This window comes from Kingella potus (assembly GCF_900451175.1).
GTDB classification, from domain to species: Bacteria; Pseudomonadota; Gammaproteobacteria; order Burkholderiales; family Neisseriaceae; genus Neisseria; species Neisseria potus.
On record NZ_UGJJ01000003.1, the window covers coordinates 347055 to 362615 of the forward strand.

14 protein-coding genes are annotated in these 15561 nt (G+C 60.3%); 5 read left to right on the forward strand and 9 right to left on the reverse strand.

Features of this window, described 5'->3' with window-relative positions; genetic code table 11:
• The first annotated feature begins 10 nt into the window (after window positions 1–10).
• The gene (locus tag DYE40_RS11685; protein ID WP_147286646.1) at window positions 11–190 is read left to right on the forward strand and encodes a protein MIGRI; all 180 of its coding nucleotides are present in this window, start codon (window positions 11–13) and stop codon (window positions 188–190) included.
• Window positions 191–404: 214 nt separating this feature from the next.
• On the opposite strand, the gene adk is transcribed toward DYE40_RS11685, so the two are convergent.
• Window positions 405–1052, reverse strand: coding sequence for an adenylate kinase (gene adk / locus DYE40_RS11690; RefSeq protein WP_115309256.1), 648 nt, complete (start codon window positions 1050–1052; stop codon window positions 405–407).
• 259 nt (window positions 1053–1311) lie between these two features.
• Between adk and metF the strand changes: the two genes are divergently transcribed.
• Window positions 1312–2154: a methylenetetrahydrofolate reductase [NAD(P)H] gene (gene metF / locus DYE40_RS11695; protein WP_115309257.1), complete on the forward strand. Its 843-nt coding sequence runs from the start codon at window positions 1312–1314 to the stop codon at window positions 2152–2154.
• A 467-nt stretch (window positions 2155–2621) separates the two neighbouring features.
• Here metF and DYE40_RS11700 read toward each other — a convergent pair whose 3' ends face one another.
• The 3 genes from DYE40_RS11700 to DYE40_RS11710 all read right to left on the reverse strand — a co-directional run bounded on the left by DYE40_RS11700 (window position 2622) and on the right by DYE40_RS11710 (window position 5333).
• Complete coding sequence (locus DYE40_RS11700; protein ID WP_115309258.1) at window positions 2622–3278, reverse strand: TenA family protein; 657 nt, start codon at window positions 3276–3278, stop codon at window positions 2622–2624.
• Between the two features lie 612 nt (window positions 3279–3890).
• On the reverse strand, window positions 3891–4682 hold the full coding sequence (locus tag DYE40_RS11705) for a Cof-type HAD-IIB family hydrolase (protein ID WP_115309259.1): 792 nt from the start codon (window positions 4680–4682) through the stop codon (window positions 3891–3893).
• Between the two features lie 87 nt (window positions 4683–4769).
• Window positions 4770–5333 (reverse strand): L,D-transpeptidase family protein, encoded by a 564-nt coding sequence (locus DYE40_RS11710; RefSeq protein WP_115309260.1) that lies wholly within the window; start codon window positions 5331–5333, stop codon window positions 4770–4772.
• 173 nt (window positions 5334–5506) lie between these two features.
• On the opposite strand from DYE40_RS11710, the gene DYE40_RS11715 reads away from it, so the two are divergent.
• Both DYE40_RS11715 and DYE40_RS11720 read left to right on the forward strand, forming a co-directional pair.
• Window positions 5507–6685 carry a phosphoglycerate kinase gene (locus tag DYE40_RS11715; RefSeq protein ID WP_115309261.1) on the forward strand — a complete coding sequence of 393 codons (1179 nt, stop codon included), beginning with the start codon at window positions 5507–5509 and terminating at the stop codon, window positions 6683–6685.
• Window positions 6686–6857: 172 nt separating this feature from the next.
• Window positions 6858–7187, forward strand: coding sequence for a hypothetical protein (locus tag DYE40_RS11720; protein WP_115309262.1), 330 nt, complete (start codon window positions 6858–6860; stop codon window positions 7185–7187).
• Window positions 7188–7812: 625 nt separating this feature from the next.
• Here the strand turns inward: DYE40_RS11720 and DYE40_RS11725 are convergent.
• The 3 genes from DYE40_RS11725 to gmk are packed head-to-tail and all read right to left on the reverse strand — an operon-like array spanning window position 7813 to window position 10854.
• On the reverse strand, window positions 7813–9969 hold the full coding sequence (locus DYE40_RS11725) for a RelA/SpoT family protein (protein ID WP_115309263.1): 2157 nt from the start codon (window positions 9967–9969) through the stop codon (window positions 7813–7815).
• A gap of 22 nt (window positions 9970–9991) precedes the next feature.
• Window positions 9992–10198: a DNA-directed RNA polymerase subunit omega gene (rpoZ, locus tag DYE40_RS11730; RefSeq protein ID WP_115309264.1), complete on the reverse strand. Its 207-nt coding sequence runs from the start codon at window positions 10196–10198 to the stop codon at window positions 9992–9994.
• A 35-nt stretch (window positions 10199–10233) separates the two neighbouring features.
• The gene (gmk, locus tag DYE40_RS11735; protein WP_115309300.1) at window positions 10234–10854 is read right to left on the reverse strand and encodes a guanylate kinase; all 621 of its coding nucleotides are present in this window, start codon (window positions 10852–10854) and stop codon (window positions 10234–10236) included.
• 106 nt (window positions 10855–10960) lie between these two features.
• Between gmk and DYE40_RS11740 the strand changes: the two genes are divergently transcribed.
• Window positions 10961–11527 carry an adenine phosphoribosyltransferase gene (locus tag DYE40_RS11740; protein ID WP_115309265.1) on the forward strand — a complete coding sequence of 189 codons (567 nt, stop codon included), beginning with the start codon at window positions 10961–10963 and terminating at the stop codon, window positions 11525–11527.
• Between the two features lie 448 nt (window positions 11528–11975).
• Here DYE40_RS11740 and DYE40_RS11745 read toward each other — a convergent pair whose 3' ends face one another.
• Window positions 11976–13352: a phosphomannomutase/phosphoglucomutase gene (locus DYE40_RS11745; protein ID WP_115309266.1), complete on the reverse strand. Its 1377-nt coding sequence runs from the start codon at window positions 13350–13352 to the stop codon at window positions 11976–11978.
• Between the two features lie 97 nt (window positions 13353–13449).
• Window positions 13450–15519: a LysM peptidoglycan-binding domain-containing protein gene (locus tag DYE40_RS11750; RefSeq protein WP_115309267.1), complete on the reverse strand. Its 2070-nt coding sequence runs from the start codon at window positions 15517–15519 to the stop codon at window positions 13450–13452.
• Between the last annotated feature and the right edge of the window lie 42 nt (window positions 15520–15561).

Consider the following 15561-nt stretch of genomic DNA (forward strand, 5'->3'; position numbering starts at 1 on the left):
CGTATTTGCCATGTCTGCCGCCGTTTTCGTTTTCAAATTCCTGCTGTTCTGCGCCGCCCTGCTGCTGCTGGCCGCCCGCTTTCTGCCGCCGCGCTGCAAACGGGCGGTGCGGCGCGGATTCGCGGCGGCGGCGTGGACTTGTCTGGCCGTGTCGCTGCTGGCCCTGCTGCGCTATTGGCTGGCGGCGTGAACAGGCCGTCTGAAAACCTGTTTGCAGGTTTTCAGGGCCTCCGTATCCGCATAACATAAAACGCGTGCGTCGCTAAGGCGACACACCCTACGTCGGGGAATCGGGTGTGTACGCCGCTCGGATGCCATACCCCGCACTTGGCAAAAACGGACAAACAGGCCGTCTGAAAACCGTATTTTCAGGTTTTCAGACGGCCTGATGATTGGCGGACGGCCTATCCGCCCAATGCTGCCAATACTTCGGCTTTCACCGCTTCCACCGCCTGCGTGCCGTCCACCCTGACGTATTTGGGGGCGGACGCACCTTCGAGTTTGCTGTAATAGCCCACCAGCACTTCGGTCTGCTCGTGGTAAACGTCGAGGCGTTTTTTCACGGTTTCTTCTTTGTCGTCGTCGCGCTGGATCAAATCCTCGCCGGTGAGGTCGTCTTTGCCTTCCGCTTTGGGCGGGTTGTAAACCACATGGTAGGTGCGGCCGGAAGCCGGATGCACGCGGCGGCCGCTCATGCGCTCGATTACCGCGCTGTCGGGCACGTCGATTTCGACCACCGCATCCAAAAGCACGCCCGCCTGCTGCATGGCTTCGGCCTGAGCCAGCGTGCGCGGAAAGCCGTCAAACAGGAAACCCTTGGCGCAGTCGGGCTGGGCGATGCGCTCTTTCACCATGCCGATAATGATGTCGTCGCGCACCAGGCCGCCCTCGTCCATGATTTTTTTCGCTTCCAAGCCCAGCGGCGTACCCGCTTTGATGGCGGTGCGCAACATATCGCCGGTGGAGATTTGCGGGATGCCGAATGCGGCGGTGATAAACTGCGCCTGCGTGCCTTTGCCTGCGCCCGGTGCGCCGAGTAACAATACTTTCATGGTGGTTCCTTCTGTTAAGAAAATGTAATTTCGGCGCATATTAATACTTTACAGGCCGTCTGAAAAGCGCGGCACGGTCGTGCGCGGCTTCGTCCCCGCCCGAATGTCAAAATCCCCAAACAAATCAAACGGCACAAATCCCGCTCATGCAGGGGCAGGGTATTTTTCATGCCGCTTGGCCGTTTTTTATCTTGTTATCAAACAGTTAAACCAATAAACTAGGCCGTCTGAAAATAACGCAAACCGCAAGGAACAGGACATGACCGCAGGCAAAACCCTCAGCTTTGAATTTTTCCCCACCCGCACGCCCGAAGGGCGCGAAAAACAAACCGCCGTACGCGCCCTGCTGCGCGGCTTCAATCCCGGCTTTTTCTCCTGCACTTCCGGCGCGGGCGGCTCCACGCGCGAAGGCACGCTGCAAACCATCGCCGACATCCTCGCCGAAGGCACGGCCGCCGCGCCGCACCTGCCCTGCATCGGCATGAACGAAGAAGAAATCGCATCCCTGCTCGATACCTACCGCGATATGGGCGTGCGCCGCATTGTCGCCCTGCGCGGCGATATGCCCTCCGGCATGGGCGCGTCCGGCAGCGGCCTGCGTTATGCGTCCGAGCTGGTGGAGCTGGTCAGAAACCGCTACGGCAGCCTGTTCCGCATCGAAATCGCCGCCTACCCCGAATACCACCCGCAGGCGCGCAGCGCACAGGAAGACATCGCCCATTTTGTCGCCAAAGCCCGCGCCGGTGCGGATGCCGCCATCACCCAGTATTTCTACAATGCCGATGCCTACTTCCGTTTTGTCGACGACGTACGCGCCCTGGGCTGCACCATTCCCGTCATTCCCGGCATCATGCCCGTTTCCAGCTTCTCCAAACTCGTGCGCTTTTCCGACAGTTGCGGCGCGGAAATCCCCCGCTGGCTGCGCCTGAAACTGCAATCCTATGCCGACGATACCGCCGCCATCGAAGCCTTCGCCCTCGACGTGGTCAGCGATATGTGTGCGCGGCTGCTCGAACAAGGCGCGCCCGGCCTGCATTTCTACACCATGAACCAAGGTGTGCTGCCTTCCGAAATCTGCCGCCGGCTGGGATTTGGCGCGTAAAACGGCGCATTGCATCCGCCGCATAGCAACAAAGGCCGTCTGAAAACGCAGTTTCGGCGAAGCCAAAACCTGTTTTCAGACGGCCTTTTATTGTTTTTCAGACGGCCTGTTTGTCCGCTTTTGCCAAGCGCAGGGCATACCGTCCGGGCGGCGTATGCGCCCGATTCCCCGATGTAGGTGTGCCGCTCCGGCGACGCACGCGTTTTATATTATGCGGACACGGAGGCCGCCCGAACGCCCAAGCCGCGTGCGTGGCTGTGCCGCACACCCTACACAGGCCGTCAGCGCGAAACCAAGCAGCAGGCCGTCTGAAAACCGCATTTCAGGTTTCAGACGGCCTGTTGTCCGTGCGGCAAAACCGCGTGCGCCGCAAGCGGCACACCCTACCGGCAATCCGCGCTGTGTTTGTTGTTTCCGGCAACAGAAAACGGGTTTTGGCTTCGCCGAAACTGCGTTTTCAGACGGCCTCAATCCTCATAAACGGCATCGAAAAACGCGCATTCCAGCGATACGGCGCGGTGGAACAGGCTGCGCGCCTGCTGCCGTTCCGTTTCGGAAGCGGCCGCGCCGGTGCGGGCGAGCTCGGCACGCAGCCAGGCGACAAATCCGCGGAAAAACGGGTTGGCGTGCAGGGTAATCCATTCGGCGTGGCGGAAGCCGCTTTGCGGCAGCGGGCTGTCGGGGCGGTCGGCCCAGTCGAGATAAAGGCCCTCGGCCACGCACAACACGGCCAGTGCGCAGACATAGCTGCGCGTATCGGCGGCCTCCCGCATCAGCTCTTGAAACTGCCGCGTTACCGGCAGCAGCGCGGGCGCGGTGCGCTCGGCTTCGGGTACGCCGAGGTAGTCGAAGCAGCGTTGGAAATAGGTGTTTTCGTCGCCGGTAATCATGGCGGCAAACTGCGAGAGGCGGACGCGGGCGGGGTAGTGGTCGGCAGCGGCAATCGCGGCTCCGAGCAGGGCGGTGAAGCGGTCGATGAATTGGTAGTCCTGCACGAGGTAGCGGCGCAGGTGTGCGTCGGACAAAGTGCCGGCAAAAATCTCTTCCGTAAAACGGTGCCGCGTGGCCGCCTGCCAGAGGGCGGCGGTTTCGCTGTGCAGGATGTCGCTGAAATCTGATGTCATGGGGGTTCTCCTCAGGTTGGACGGATGGGGCGGGCGTTTGGTACAGCCACGCACGCGCTTGCCAAATACACCACACATATCCATATTTTTCAAGCAAATGTCGTTCGGTCTGGAACAAACACATCCAAACCCGACCGCACTCGTTGGGCTTTGCAGCCCAAACTGCCTGTTTTCAGCTTGGCTGAACCGCTATCCGAAACCACAAAATAGGCCGTCTGAAAACCGTCTTTCAGACGGCCTCAAATATTGTTTGGACACCCAAAAAAGCAGGCGTAGGGTGTGTGGCACAGCCACGCACGCGTTTGCCGAATACTACGGGCAGCACACATTCAGATTTTTCAAGCAAACCCGGTTCGGGTCTTACTCCAAACAATATCCAAGCCCGACCGCACCCGTTGGGCTTTGCAGCCCAAACTGCCTGTTTTCAGCTTGGCTGAACCGCTATCCGAAACCACAAAATAGGCCGTCTGAAAACCGTCTTTCAGACGGCCTCAAATATTGTTTGGACACCCAAAAAAGCAGGCGTAGGGTGTGTGGCACAGCCACGCACGCGTTTGCCGAATACTCCGCATATATGGTGTAGGGCGGCTGCGCTGGCGCGAAACCGTATGTTCAGTCCAAAACGCCCAGCGCGGTCAGGCCGCGCAGGATGCCGTCTTGGTCTGCGGGCGGGCAGATGTGGCGGGCAACGGCTTTCAGGGCCGGATGGGCATTGCCCACGGCCACGCCGCAGCCGACGCTTTGCAGCATTTCCATGTCGTTCAAGCCGTCGCCGAAGGCCATTGCGTCGGCCGCAGCAAGGCCGAGGGTGTCGAGCACGGCGCGGATGCCGCGTGCTTTGGAACTGTCGGCAGGCAGGATGTCCACGCCGTATGCGTGCCAGCGTGTGGTGCGCAGGCCGGCGGGCAGGCCGGCTTCGACGGCGGCGGCCTGCTCTTCGCCGTAAAACGCCAGCATTTGGCAGACGGGCTGCGCGGGGTCGGGCGCGCCGGTTTGGTAGGGAATGGCCAGCGAGCCGAGGGCGGTGCGGATGTGCGGATGATCCTGCGGCACGGCGACTCTGTGCGGATGTTCCAAAGCGTAGGCGATGCCCAGGCTGTGCAGATGGGCAACGGCGGCGGCGGTGTCGACCGGGCGGAGCGGGTATTGCGCCAGCACTTCGCCGCCGCGTTCGATGTGCTGCCCGTTGATGGAGATGAGGATGTCGATGCCGCTGTCGGCCATCAGCGTGCGTACGGAATCGGGAATCAGGCAGGGCGGGCGGCCGGTGGCGATGGCGGCGGCTATGCCCTGCCCTTTCAGACGGCCTAAGGCTGCGCGGGTGCTGTCGGGAATGCGGCCGCTGCGTTTGGGCAGCAGGGTGTCGTCGATGTCGAAAAAGATGATTTTGGGTTTGCGGTTCATGGTTGGGGCGTTTGCAAGTTGGAGGCCGTCTGAAAACACAGCTTGGGCACGGCCGCAACGGTTTTCAGACGGCCTGCCCTTGCGGGTTTACGGCAGGATGTCGATTGGGGCGTGCGGCTGCACGAGGGCGTAGAGTTCGTCGATTTCGCGGTCGGTTACGGCGATGCAGCCTTCGGTCCAGTCGAAGCGCAGGTGCTGTGCGCCGATTTGTCCGAGGCCGTTTTTCAGACCGTGGATTTTGATGTCGCCGCCCGGGCTTTTCCCCGCTGCGGCGGCGCGGGCGCGGTCGGCACGGTTCGGATAGGAAATGCCGAGGTTTTTATGGTAGCCGCTTTGCGCGTTGCGGCTGTCGATGGTGTAGCGGCCTTCGGGGGTTTTGCCGTCGCCTTCAAACTGTTTGTGTCCGACGGGCTGCCTGCCGAGGGCGACGGGGTAGGTTTTCAGCAGGCGGCCGGATGCGTCGTAGGCATCCATTTCGTGCGCACTCTTGCGCACGACGAGTCTGGCGATTTTCGTTGCGGGCGGCAGGGCGGGCTGTTGCAGCAGGGTTTGCTGCCGTCGGCTCAGGCCGCTGCTGCTGCGGTCAAGGCAGAGCCAGAGGGCGGCAGCGGCGGCGGTAAGGACGAAAAACAAGACGGCGGCTTTTTTCATGGCGGCATATGGCGGGGCCGAGTGTACAAAGCGGCGATTATAGCAACTGCGCATGGGCGTGAGGCCGTCTGAAAACCGCTTTGCCCGCTTTCAGACGGCCTCTGTCTTTACCTTCCCTTTACACAGGCGGATAATGCGCGTTTTCCGTTTTCCCCGTTCACGCAAGGAATCCCATGAGCTTTCTCAAACTCACCGATCAAAACGTTGCCGGCAAAACCGTACTCATCCGCGCCGATATGAACGTGCCGTTTAAAGACGGCAAAATCAGCGACGACACGCGCATCCGCGCATCCCTCGCCTCCATCCGATACTGCCTCGACAACGGCGCATCCGTCATCGTGATGACCCACCTCGGCCGCCCCACCGAGGGCGAGTTCCGCCCCGAAGACGATGTTGCCCCCGTGGCCGCGCATCTGGGCGGCCTGCTGGGCAAAGAAATCAAAGTGTTAAACGACTGGCGCGAAAACAAACCCGTTTTGCAGGCAGGCGAAGCGGCCATGCTGCAAAACGTGCGCATCAACAAGGGCGAAAAGAAAAACGATGCCGAACTGGGCAAAGCATACGCCGCCTTGTGCGATGTGTTTGTCAACGACGCATTCGGCACGGCACACCGCGCCCAAGCCTCCACCGAAGCCGTGGCGCAGGCCGCACCGCTTTCCTGTGCGGGCGTATTGATGGCGGGCGAACTCGACGCACTGGGCAAAGCCCTGAAAAACCCCGCCCGCCCGATGGCCGCCGTAGTGGCCGGCAGCAAGGTTTCCACCAAACTCACCATCCTCGAATCGCTGGCCGACAAGGTTGACCTGCTGATTGTCGGCGGCGGCATCGCCAACACCTTTTTGCTGGCTGCGGGCAAGCCCATCGGCAAATCGCTGGCCGAACACGATTTGGCGGAAGAGTCGAAAAAAATCATGGCCAAAATGGCGGCCAAAGGCGGCAGCGTACCCCTGCCCGTTGACGTGGCCGTTGCCAAAGAATTTGCCGCCGATGCAGAAGCCACAGTAAAAAACATCGACGAAGTGGCGGCCGACGACATGATTCTCGACATCGGCCCCCAATCCGCCGCCGAACTCGCCGCGCTCTTGAAACAGGCCGGCACCATCGTGTGGAACGGCCCGGTAGGCGTGTTTGAATTCGACCAATTCGCAGGCGGCACCAAAGCTCTGGCCGAAGCCGTCGCCCAAAGCAGCGGCTTCTCCATCGCCGGCGGCGGCGACACGCTGGCGGCCGTGGCCAAATTCGGCGTAACGGAGCAAATCGGCTACATCTCCACCGGCGGCGGCGCGTTTCTCGAATTTCTCGAAGGCAAAGAGCTGCCCGCCGTAGCCGCGCTGGAAAAACGCGGCGCGTAAGGCAAAAGGCCGTCTGAAAAACATTCCGGCTGACACAGCGGCATTTTCAGACGGCCTCTACGCAGAAGCAGATATTGGCGGACATTACCCCGCAGCCGAACACGGCAGGCCGTCTGAAAAGCCGCCGGGCGAATGTCCGTATCCGTCCCCACACACAGCAAAAGGGAAAATTATGCCCGTTTTTGCCGGCAAAGGCGCACCGTGTCCGCAATGTGCCGCATTTAAACAGCGCGTCAAAATGGACGGCGCGGCGCATTTGCAGCACACCATGCACCGCGCCGCCGAAGCGGTCGCCGCAGGCGTTTTGCGCGACATGGGCAAAGAAGCCGATCCGCAATGGGGCAATTCGCTCGAAGAATGCCGCACATTGGGAAGCGGCGGAGATTGTTTCGGCTGGTATGACACGCTGTTTCTCTGCTTCGAATGCACCCGCTGCCGCCGCCGTTACCGTTTGGGCGGCGACACTTACCACGGCAATGTGTGGTGGGAACAATGTGTTTAGGTACGCCGCACGCTGTTTTGCGTGTTTCGGCAGATAAAAAGCAAGTAACAGGCCGTCTGAAAAACAGTTTTTCAGACGGCCTCTTACTTGGTTTCGTGCTAGCGGCCTGTGTAGGGTGTGTGGCACAGCCACGCACACGGCTTGGACGTTCAGACGGCCTCGGTGTCCAAATGCTCAAACGTGTGCGCCGAGTTCGCGGCACACCCTGCCCCAACGGCAAAAGGCCGTCTGAAAACACAGCTTCCGCGAAGCCGAAACGGTTTTCAGACGGCCTGTTTGTTTGTACCGCATTCGGTTCCGCGTTACCCGCAGCCTCGCGTTACCCATGCCCGCAAACAAGCTCCCAATCCAAAACGCGTGCGCCGCTTGGGCGGCACGCCCTGCGGTTGGCAAAACGGACAAACAGGCCGTCTGAAAAACAGTTTTTCAGACGGCCTCTTACTTGGTTTCGTGCTGACAGCCTGTGTAGGGTGTGTGGCACAGCCACGCACGCGGCTTGGACGTTCAGGCGGACTCGGTGTCCGAATGCTCAAACGTGTGCCGCTTGGGTCGCACACCCTGCCCCAACGGTAAAAGGCCGTCTGAAAAAATAATTTTCAGACGGCCTTTTGATTTCCTGCGGCAATCAAATCCGTGTTACCCGCCGTACTTGGGGGATGCCGTTCAGGGCTTGGATGATGTTGTTTAATTGGTTCAGGTCTTTGGTTTTGATGCGGAATTTAAATTCGATAAAGCCTTCCGTACCCGGGCGGCTCTGCGAGGGTGTTTCCACGGCTTCGATGTCCGCGCCCTGTTCCGACATGGCCAGTGCCATGGCCGCCAGCAGACCGTGGCTGTCTTGCGAGGCAACGAGCAGCGAGGTGTGGTAGGTTTGCCCGCCTATGGCTTCCCAGTCGGCATCAAGCTGCTGGTCGTGGTCGGTTTTGAGCAGGTTCGGGCAGTTTTCGCGGTGGATGATGATGCCCTGGTCTTTGATGAGGACGGCGCGTACGGTATCGCCGGGAATGGGGTTGCAGCAGGGGCCGAGATGGACGCGGCCGGTTTCGTTGCCGCTGATTTTGAGCGGGCTGAGGCGCACTTCGCCGCCGAGGTGTTCGCCCGCCAGTGCGGCAATATGCATGGCAACGGAAACGGGCAGGGTGTGTCCCATGCCGACGCTGTACAGCACGTCTTCAAAGCTGGTTTGTTTTTCGGTGAGGTCGGCGAGGTAGGCTTCTTTGAGTTCTTCCGACAGCAGTACGTCGCGCGGCAGCAGGCTGGACAGGGCTTTTTGCAGCAGGCTCTCGCCGAGCTGCACGGCATCGCGGCGGTTCATGTTTTTGATATAGCTGCGGATTGCGCTGCGGGCGCGGCCGGACACGGCAAAGTCGAGCCAGGCGGTATTGGGGCGGGCTGTGGGCGAGGTAACGATTTCGACGGTATCGCCGGTTTTCAGCGGCGTGCGCAGGGGCATGGCGGTGTTGTTGATGCGGGCGGCAACGGTGCGGTTGCCGACATCGGTGTGTACGGCATAGGCGAAATCGATCGGGGTCGCGCCTTCGGGCAGGACGAGGATGCGGCCTTTCGGGGTAAAAATATAGACTTCGCTGGGGAAGAGATCGACTTTGACGTGTTCGAGAAATTCGACGGCATTGGACGAACGCGCCTGCAAATCGAGGATGTTTTGCAGCCATTTGTTGGCGTTGAGTGTGGCTTGGTCGGGACTGTCGTCGCCGGATTTGTATGCCCAATGGCTGGCAATGCCGCTTTCGGCAACGGCATTCATTTCGCGGGTGCGGATTTGGACTTCTATCGGCAGGCCGTGCGGGCCGGTAAGCGTGGTGTGCAGGCTTTGGTAGCCGTTGCTTTTCGGGATGGCGATGTAGTCTTTGAATTTGCCCGGCTTGGGCTGGTAGAGGTTGTGCAGCGCGCCGAGTGCGGCGTAGCAGGCGGGGATGCTGTTGGTAATGACGCGGAAGCCGTAAATGTCCGTTACTTCTTCAAAACGCAGGTGTTTGTTGCGCATTTTCTGATGGATGCTGTACAGGTTTTTTTCGCGTCCTTTGATTTGCGCTTCGATGTTCGCGCCCACCAGCCTCTGTCCGAACGCAGCCAGCACTTTGCCGACGATGTCGCGGCGGTTGCGGCGGAAGTTGTGCATGGCTTTTTGCAGGGTGCGGTAGCGGGCGGGGCGGATGTTTTGGAAGGCGAGATCCTGCAATTCGCGGTAGACGGGGTTCAGGCCGATGCGGTTGGCAATCGGGGCGTAGATTTCCAGCGTTTCCTGCGAGATGCGGCGGCGTTTTTCCGGACGCATCGAGCCGAGCGTGCGCATATTGTGCAGACGGTCGGACAGTTTGACGATGATGACACGCATGTCTTTGGTCATCGCCAGAATCAGTTTGCGGAAACTTTCGGCCTGATGCTCGGTTTGGTCGTCGTATTTGAGTTTTTCCAGCTTGGAGAGGCCGTCCACCATATCGGCAATGGCTTCGCCGAATGTGGCCGCCATTTCTTCTTTGGTTGTGCCCGTGTCTTCCAATACGTCGTGCATCAGCCCCGCGCTGAGGGTTTGGATGTCCATATGCCATTTTGCCAGCTCGGTGGCGACGGCAATCGGATGGGTAATATATGGCTCGCCGCTTTTGCGCGTCTGGCCGTCGTGGGCGGCAAAGGCGTAGGCGCAGGCCTGCTCCAGCCGCTGCAAATCTTCGTCGGGCAGGTAGGAGGCCGTCTGAAAAAGCAGGGCGCGTGCTTCGGCGGTAAGCGGGTCGTAGGGGGCGGCGGGGGCGGGGGCAGACATTTTCAGACGGCCTGTCGGAAATCTATTTGCTGCGGTTGAGGATGTCAGCAGTTACTTCGCCTGCGGCGATTTCGCGCAGCGCGGTAACTGTGGGCTTGTCGTGGCGTACGTCGTCCACCAGCGGCATGGTGCCGTTTTCAAGCTGGCGGGCGCGGCGGGCGGCGGCGAGTGTCAGGTCGAAATGGTTGGGGATTTTGTCGGAGCAGTCTTCTACGGTGATTCGTGCCATGGGTTTGTTCCTTTTAACGATGGGGTTGGTGTGGTTCAGAATTGTTCGGAAAGCAGCTCTTCGATGAATTTCTGCTGCTGCCCCCGGGTCTGCCTGCGGGCGCGGATAATGGCGGAGAGCTGGGCTTCGGCCGTGGGCAGGTCGCGGTTGACGACGATGTAGTCGAACAGGAGCGACTGCTCGATTTCGCCGCGTGCCTGCCGCAGCCGGCTTTCGATGACTTGCCCGCTGTCTGTGCCGCGTCCGCGCAGGCGTTCGGCCAAAACGGAAAAACTCGGCGGCAGAATGAAGATGCTGACGGCTTCGGGCAGGGCGCGGCGCACTTGGGCTGCTCCCTGCACGTCGATTTCCAGTATGACATCGAAGCCTTGGTTTTGCAGGGCTTTCAGGCCTGCCATGCTGGTGCCGTAATAGTTGCCGAACACGTTGGCGTGCTCGAGAAAGCCGCCGCTGCCGATCATGTCTTCAAATTCGGCCGTGCCGACGAAATAGTAGTGTTCGCCGTGCCGCTCGCCCTCGCGCGGGGTGCGGGTAGTGTGCGATACGGACACGCGCACATCGGCATGGACGCTGAGCAGGCGGGAAACCAGGGTGGTTTTGCCGGTGCCGGAGGCGGCGGAGATGATGAAGATATTGCCGGGGGTTTTTGCGGTCATGATGCGGAAAACGCGGAGAATCAAGGCTTCGGATTATAGCGCAACCGCTGTGGAATAGAAAATTTGTTAAAATGCGTTTTTTGCTTTTTACCGTAAGGACACCGCAATGCTGGTTCATCCCGAAGTGATGGGCGTGGAAGCCCTGTTTGAAAAAATGCGCAAAATACCCGACTGGCCGGAGAAAGGCATTTTGTTTCACGACATTACGCCGATTCTGCAAAGCCCGCAGTATTTCCGCCTGCTGGTCGATCTTTTGGTATACCGCTATATGGGGCAGAAAATCGACGCGGTGGCGGGCTTGGACGCGCGCGGCTTCATCATTGGTGCGGCTTTGGCCTACCAGCTCAATGTCGGCTTTATCCCCATACGCAAAAAAGGCAAGCTGCCGTTTCACACCGTGTCGCAGAAATACGCGCTGGAATACGGCGAAGCTGTGGTGGAAATCCACACCGACGCGCTCGAACCCGGCGCACAGGTATTGCTGGTGGACGATTTGGTGGCCACAGGCGGCACGATGTCGGCGGGGGCGGAGCTGATACGCCGGCTCGGCGGCAATGTCGTGGAGGCGGCGGCGATTTTGGAGTTTACCGATCTGCCGGGCGGACAGCGCATCCGCGATGCGGGCGTGCCGCTGTTTACGCTCTACCAAAACGAGGGCTGCCTGCCCCGCTAGGCGTGGCGGGTAAAATGGTGCGTAAAAAAGCAGCGTAATAGGCCGTCTGAAAACGCAGTTTCGGCGCAGGCAGAAACGGTTTTCAGACGGCCTTTTTGCCTGCAAGGCATATCTAAAACCTGCTGCGGGAAAATCCGTTGTGAAACGAAGAACGCGTACGCCGCTGCGGCGGCACACCCTGCCCGAAAGGCAACAGGCCGTCTGAAAACTGTTTTACGGTTTTCAGACGGCCTTTTTGTTCACAGAAACACGCCTGAAAACCTGCGGCAAAAAAATCTGTTGCGAAACGAAGAACGCGTGCGCTGCTGCGGCAGTACGCCCTACCCGAAAGGCAACAGGCCGTCTGAAAACTGTTTTACGGTTTTCAGACGGCCTTTTTCGGCGGCATAAAATGTACGTCTTTTGCGGTCGGAGTATGGCTTCGGAGAATGTGTCTCCGTTCTTGCCACTACTGCGGCCAGACCAGTTCGGGCTTGACGGCGAGGGCGTTGCGGAATTGTGCGCGGATGCGTTCGAGGGCGGCGGGTGTGTCGCCCTCGAAACGCAGGACGAGGACGGGCGTGGTATTGGAGGCGCGGATAAGGCCGAAACCGTCGGGATATTCGACGCGCAGGCCGTCGATGGTGATGGTTTCCCGTGCGCCGTCAAAACGGGCGGAAGCGGCGATTTCGGCCACGGTTTGACTGCCGTCTGCTCCGGCAGGCAGGGCAATGTTGATTTCGGGCGTGGAGGCGGCCTGCGGCAGGCTGTCGAGTTCGACGGCGGGGTTGCCGCTGCGGGCGAGAATTTCGAGCAGGCGCGCACCGGCATACATGCCGTCGTCGAAGCCGTACCAGCGTTCCTTAAAGAAAGTGTGGCCGCTCATTTCGCCGGCCAGCAATGCGCCGCTGCGCTTCATGGCGGCTTTGATGAAGCTGTGGCCGGTTTTTTCCATAACAGGTTCTCCGCCGTGGCGGCGTATCCACGGGGCGAGCAGACGGGTGGATTTGACATCGTAAATGACTTTGGCCTGCGGGTTGCGGCTCAAAACGTCGCGGGCAAACAGCATAAGCTGGCGGTCGGGGTAGATGATGCTGCCGCTTTTGGTAACGACTCCGAGCCGGTCGCCGTCGCCGTCGAAGGCAAGGCCGATTTCGGCCGGGCCGTTTTGCACGGCGGCGATAAGGTCGCGCAGATTTTCGGGTTTGGCTGGATCGGGATGGTGGTTGGGAAAATGTCCGTCCACATCGCAGAAAAGCTCCTGCACTTCGCAGCCGAGTGCGCGGTAGAGACCGCCGGCATAGGCTCCGGCGATGCCGTTGCCCGCGTCGATAGCGACGGTCATCGGACGGGCGAGCTTGATGTGCGAGACAACGGCGTCGCGGTAGGCTGCGGCGATGTCCAGGGTACGGACGCTGCCACTGCCGTTTACGAAGGCTTCGGTTTCAATGGCGGCACGGAGCTGCTGTATGGCTTCGCCGGCAAGGGTTTCCCCACCGAGCATGATTTTGAAACCGTTGTAGTCGGGCGGGTTGTGGCTGCCGGTAATCATGATGCCGCTGCCGCCGCATTCGCTGACGGCGGCAAAATAAAGCATGGGGGTGGCAACTGCGCCGGTATCGGTTACGCCGATACCGCTGTCGGTCAGACCCCGACAAAGGGCGGCGGCCAGTTCCGCACCGCTCAGCCTGCCGTCGCGGCCGACGGCGATGCTGCGTATGCCTCGGGCAGCGGCGCGGGCGGCGATGGCGCGGCCGATGAGGTAGGCGGTGTGTCCGGTGAGGGTTTGCCCGACGATGCCGCGTATGTCGTAGGCTTTGAAGATTTCGGGGGCTGCGTGTGCCATGCCTGCTCCTTTGTACGCGTAATGCGTTGCGGGGTTGCAAAATGCTTTTCAGACGGCCTGTCGGTAATACAGGCCGTCTGAAAAGGGAAAAACAGTATTAGCTGCCTTGCAGTCTGATGCTCTGGCCGGGCTTGAGAACGGTGCTGTTTTTGTTCCAGCGGCGCACGTCTTTGACATCGACATTGAAGCGGCGGGCAATTCCGGCCAGGGTGTCGCCCTGGCGGACGGTGTAGGATACCTGACGGATGCTGCTTTGCCCCGCCCTGCTTTTTGCCGCGCCGACAGCGGCCACTTTCAATATCTGGCCTTCGTGGATGGTGTTGCCTTTGATGCCGTTACCGGCAACAAGATCGGCAACATTCATGTCGTAACGTTTGGCGATATTGAACAGGGTATCGCCGTGGGCGACTTTATGTGTGGCGGGCTTGGCGGCTGCCAGAGCGGCCGGTTTCTTCTGCCTTGCGCGTTCGGCAACCTGCTTGGCTTGGCGGCTGCGTTCGGCGGCTTCGCGGGCGGTGGCTTCGGCCAGCGCGAGGATTTCGGCCTGTGTCGCCGCCGTGGCGGGCGCGGCTGCGGTTTGTGCGGCAGGCGCGGATTGGCGGACGAAATCCATCAGGCGGTCGCTGCCGTCGTTGGCTGCTGCGGCAGGCTGTGCGGACATTTGTGTTTGCGCTGCGGCCTGCGCCGGTGCGGGTACGGCAGTCTCTATGGCAGATTTTACCGTCAGATCGTCAGGCAGGGCGGCAAACGCCGCAGGTACGGAAGGCTCCGGCCTGTCCAGCGGCAGAGTGGTTTGGTTTGAGGCCGTCTGAACGGCATCCGTACGCGCGGCAGGCTGCTGCGCGGCCACGGCGGCCTGCGGCAGTTGGAGCGGCGTATTGACGGGACGCGGCGGTGCGGTCAGGCCGGGCTGTGCGCTGGCTACGGCGGTGGCAACGCCCATTTCGGGTACGCTTTGCAGCTTGTTGTCGTTCGGATTGAGATCTTTGTCCAAGGCGATGAAATTGGTCAGCGCGTCGCCGCCTTTGCCGCCGAAGCTGTTTTTCGCCACCAAAATGCTGCGGCCTGCGGCGATGCTGTCCCTGCTCAGGCCGTTCAGGCGTTTGAGTTCGGCGATGTTCATGCCGGTTTCGGCGGCGATGGACGAAAGGGTGGTGTTGGCATAGGGGGTGTACACGTCCCAAGAAAGCAGCGTGGCGCGGTCGGCTTTTTTGTAGTTGCGCTCGAAATCGGCTGCGGCGGAAGCGGGCAGAAGCAGTTTGCGGCCGAGCTTGGGAATGTAAACGGGGGATTTGAATGCGGGATTGAGTGCGTCAAATTCGCTGCGGCTGATGCCGGCAAGGCGTACGGCGGCATTCAGGTCAATGGGCTGGTCGATGTCGACGGCTTTGAAAAACGGTTTGTTGTCGATGTCGGAAAAACGCATACCGAAGTATTCGGGATTGCTGACTATGTTGCGCACCGCCAGAAGTTTGGGGACGTAGTTGCGCGTTTCGGCAGGCATTTTGAGGTTTTCGTAAACCGGCTCCAAGCCCTGCGCCCGGGCGCGGTTGACGGCGCGGCCGACATTGCCCTCACCCCAGTTGTAGGCGGCCAGCGCGAGAGACCAGTCGCCGAAGAGGCCGTGCAGGTATTCCAGGTAGTTCAGCGCCGCATCGGTGGCGGCATATACGTCGTGGCGGCCGTCGTAAAGCGGGGTTTGCTCGAGGCCGTAGTGGCGGCCGGTGGCGGGCATAAACTGCCACAGGCCGGACGCGCCCACATTCGATTTGGCCTTGGTAACGAATGCGCTTTCGATAAAGGGCAGCAGGGCGATTTCGGCCGGCATATTGCGTTTGGCGACTTCGCGGCTGATGTGGTACATATAGGGACGGCTGCGCTCGATGGTGCGGTTGAAGTAGGCAGCGGACGAAGCGAATTTGCTTTCGTGGCGGCGGACCAGTTCCGGATTGACTTCGGCCATGCGGAAATCGCTGCGCAGATGCGCCCAAATGCTGTTGTGGCCGTGTTTGATTTTTCCGTGGTCGAGGGAGACGGTGTTGGCGCGCATCAGCGCCATGCCGATTTGGCTCTTGCTGTAATTGTTGTTCTGATGGCTCTGGCCGTAGGCGGCAGAGAAGACAGACAGCCCCGTAATGGCTACTGCAAGGGTTTTTATCGAAGACATATTTTTAGTTTTCAGCTGGATAACAGCGGCGCATACTAACTT

Bases quoted from the DNA above. Each gene is read 5' to 3' on its own strand.
- DYE40_RS11740 (WP_115309265.1), top strand. From the start codon at position 10,961: ATGCTGGTTCATCCCGAAGTGATGGGCGTGGAAGCCCTGTTTGAAAAA.
- rpoZ (WP_115309264.1), bottom strand. From the start codon at position 10,198: ATGGCACGAATCACCGTAGAAGACTGCTCCGACAAAATCCCCAACCAT.
- DYE40_RS11715 (WP_115309261.1), top strand. From the start codon at position 5,507: ATGAGCTTTCTCAAACTCACCGATCAAAACGTTGCCGGCAAAACCGTA.
- DYE40_RS11720 (WP_115309262.1), top strand. From the start codon at position 6,858: ATGCCCGTTTTTGCCGGCAAAGGCGCACCGTGTCCGCAATGTGCCGCA.
- metF (WP_115309257.1), top strand. From the start codon at position 1,312: ATGACCGCAGGCAAAACCCTCAGCTTTGAATTTTTCCCCACCCGCACG.
- DYE40_RS11700 (WP_115309258.1), bottom strand. From the start codon at position 3,278: ATGACATCAGATTTCAGCGACATCCTGCACAGCGAAACCGCCGCCCTC.
- DYE40_RS11750 (WP_115309267.1), bottom strand. From the start codon at position 15,519: ATGTCTTCGATAAAAACCCTTGCAGTAGCCATTACGGGGCTGTCTGTC.
- DYE40_RS11745 (WP_115309266.1), bottom strand. From the start codon at position 13,352: ATGGCACACGCAGCCCCCGAAATCTTCAAAGCCTACGACATACGCGGC.
- DYE40_RS11725 (WP_115309263.1), bottom strand. From the start codon at position 9,969: ATGTCTGCCCCCGCCCCCGCCGCCCCCTACGACCCGCTTACCGCCGAA.
- gmk (WP_115309300.1), bottom strand. From the start codon at position 10,854: ATGACCGCAAAAACCCCCGGCAATATCTTCATCATCTCCGCCGCCTCC.
- DYE40_RS11710 (WP_115309260.1), bottom strand. From the start codon at position 5,333: ATGAAAAAAGCCGCCGTCTTGTTTTTCGTCCTTACCGCCGCCGCTGCC.
- DYE40_RS11685 (WP_147286646.1), top strand. From the start codon at position 11: ATGTCTGCCGCCGTTTTCGTTTTCAAATTCCTGCTGTTCTGCGCCGCC.
- DYE40_RS11705 (WP_115309259.1), bottom strand. From the start codon at position 4,682: ATGAACCGCAAACCCAAAATCATCTTTTTCGACATCGACGACACCCTG.
- adk (WP_115309256.1), bottom strand. From the start codon at position 1,052: ATGAAAGTATTGTTACTCGGCGCACCGGGCGCAGGCAAAGGCACGCAG.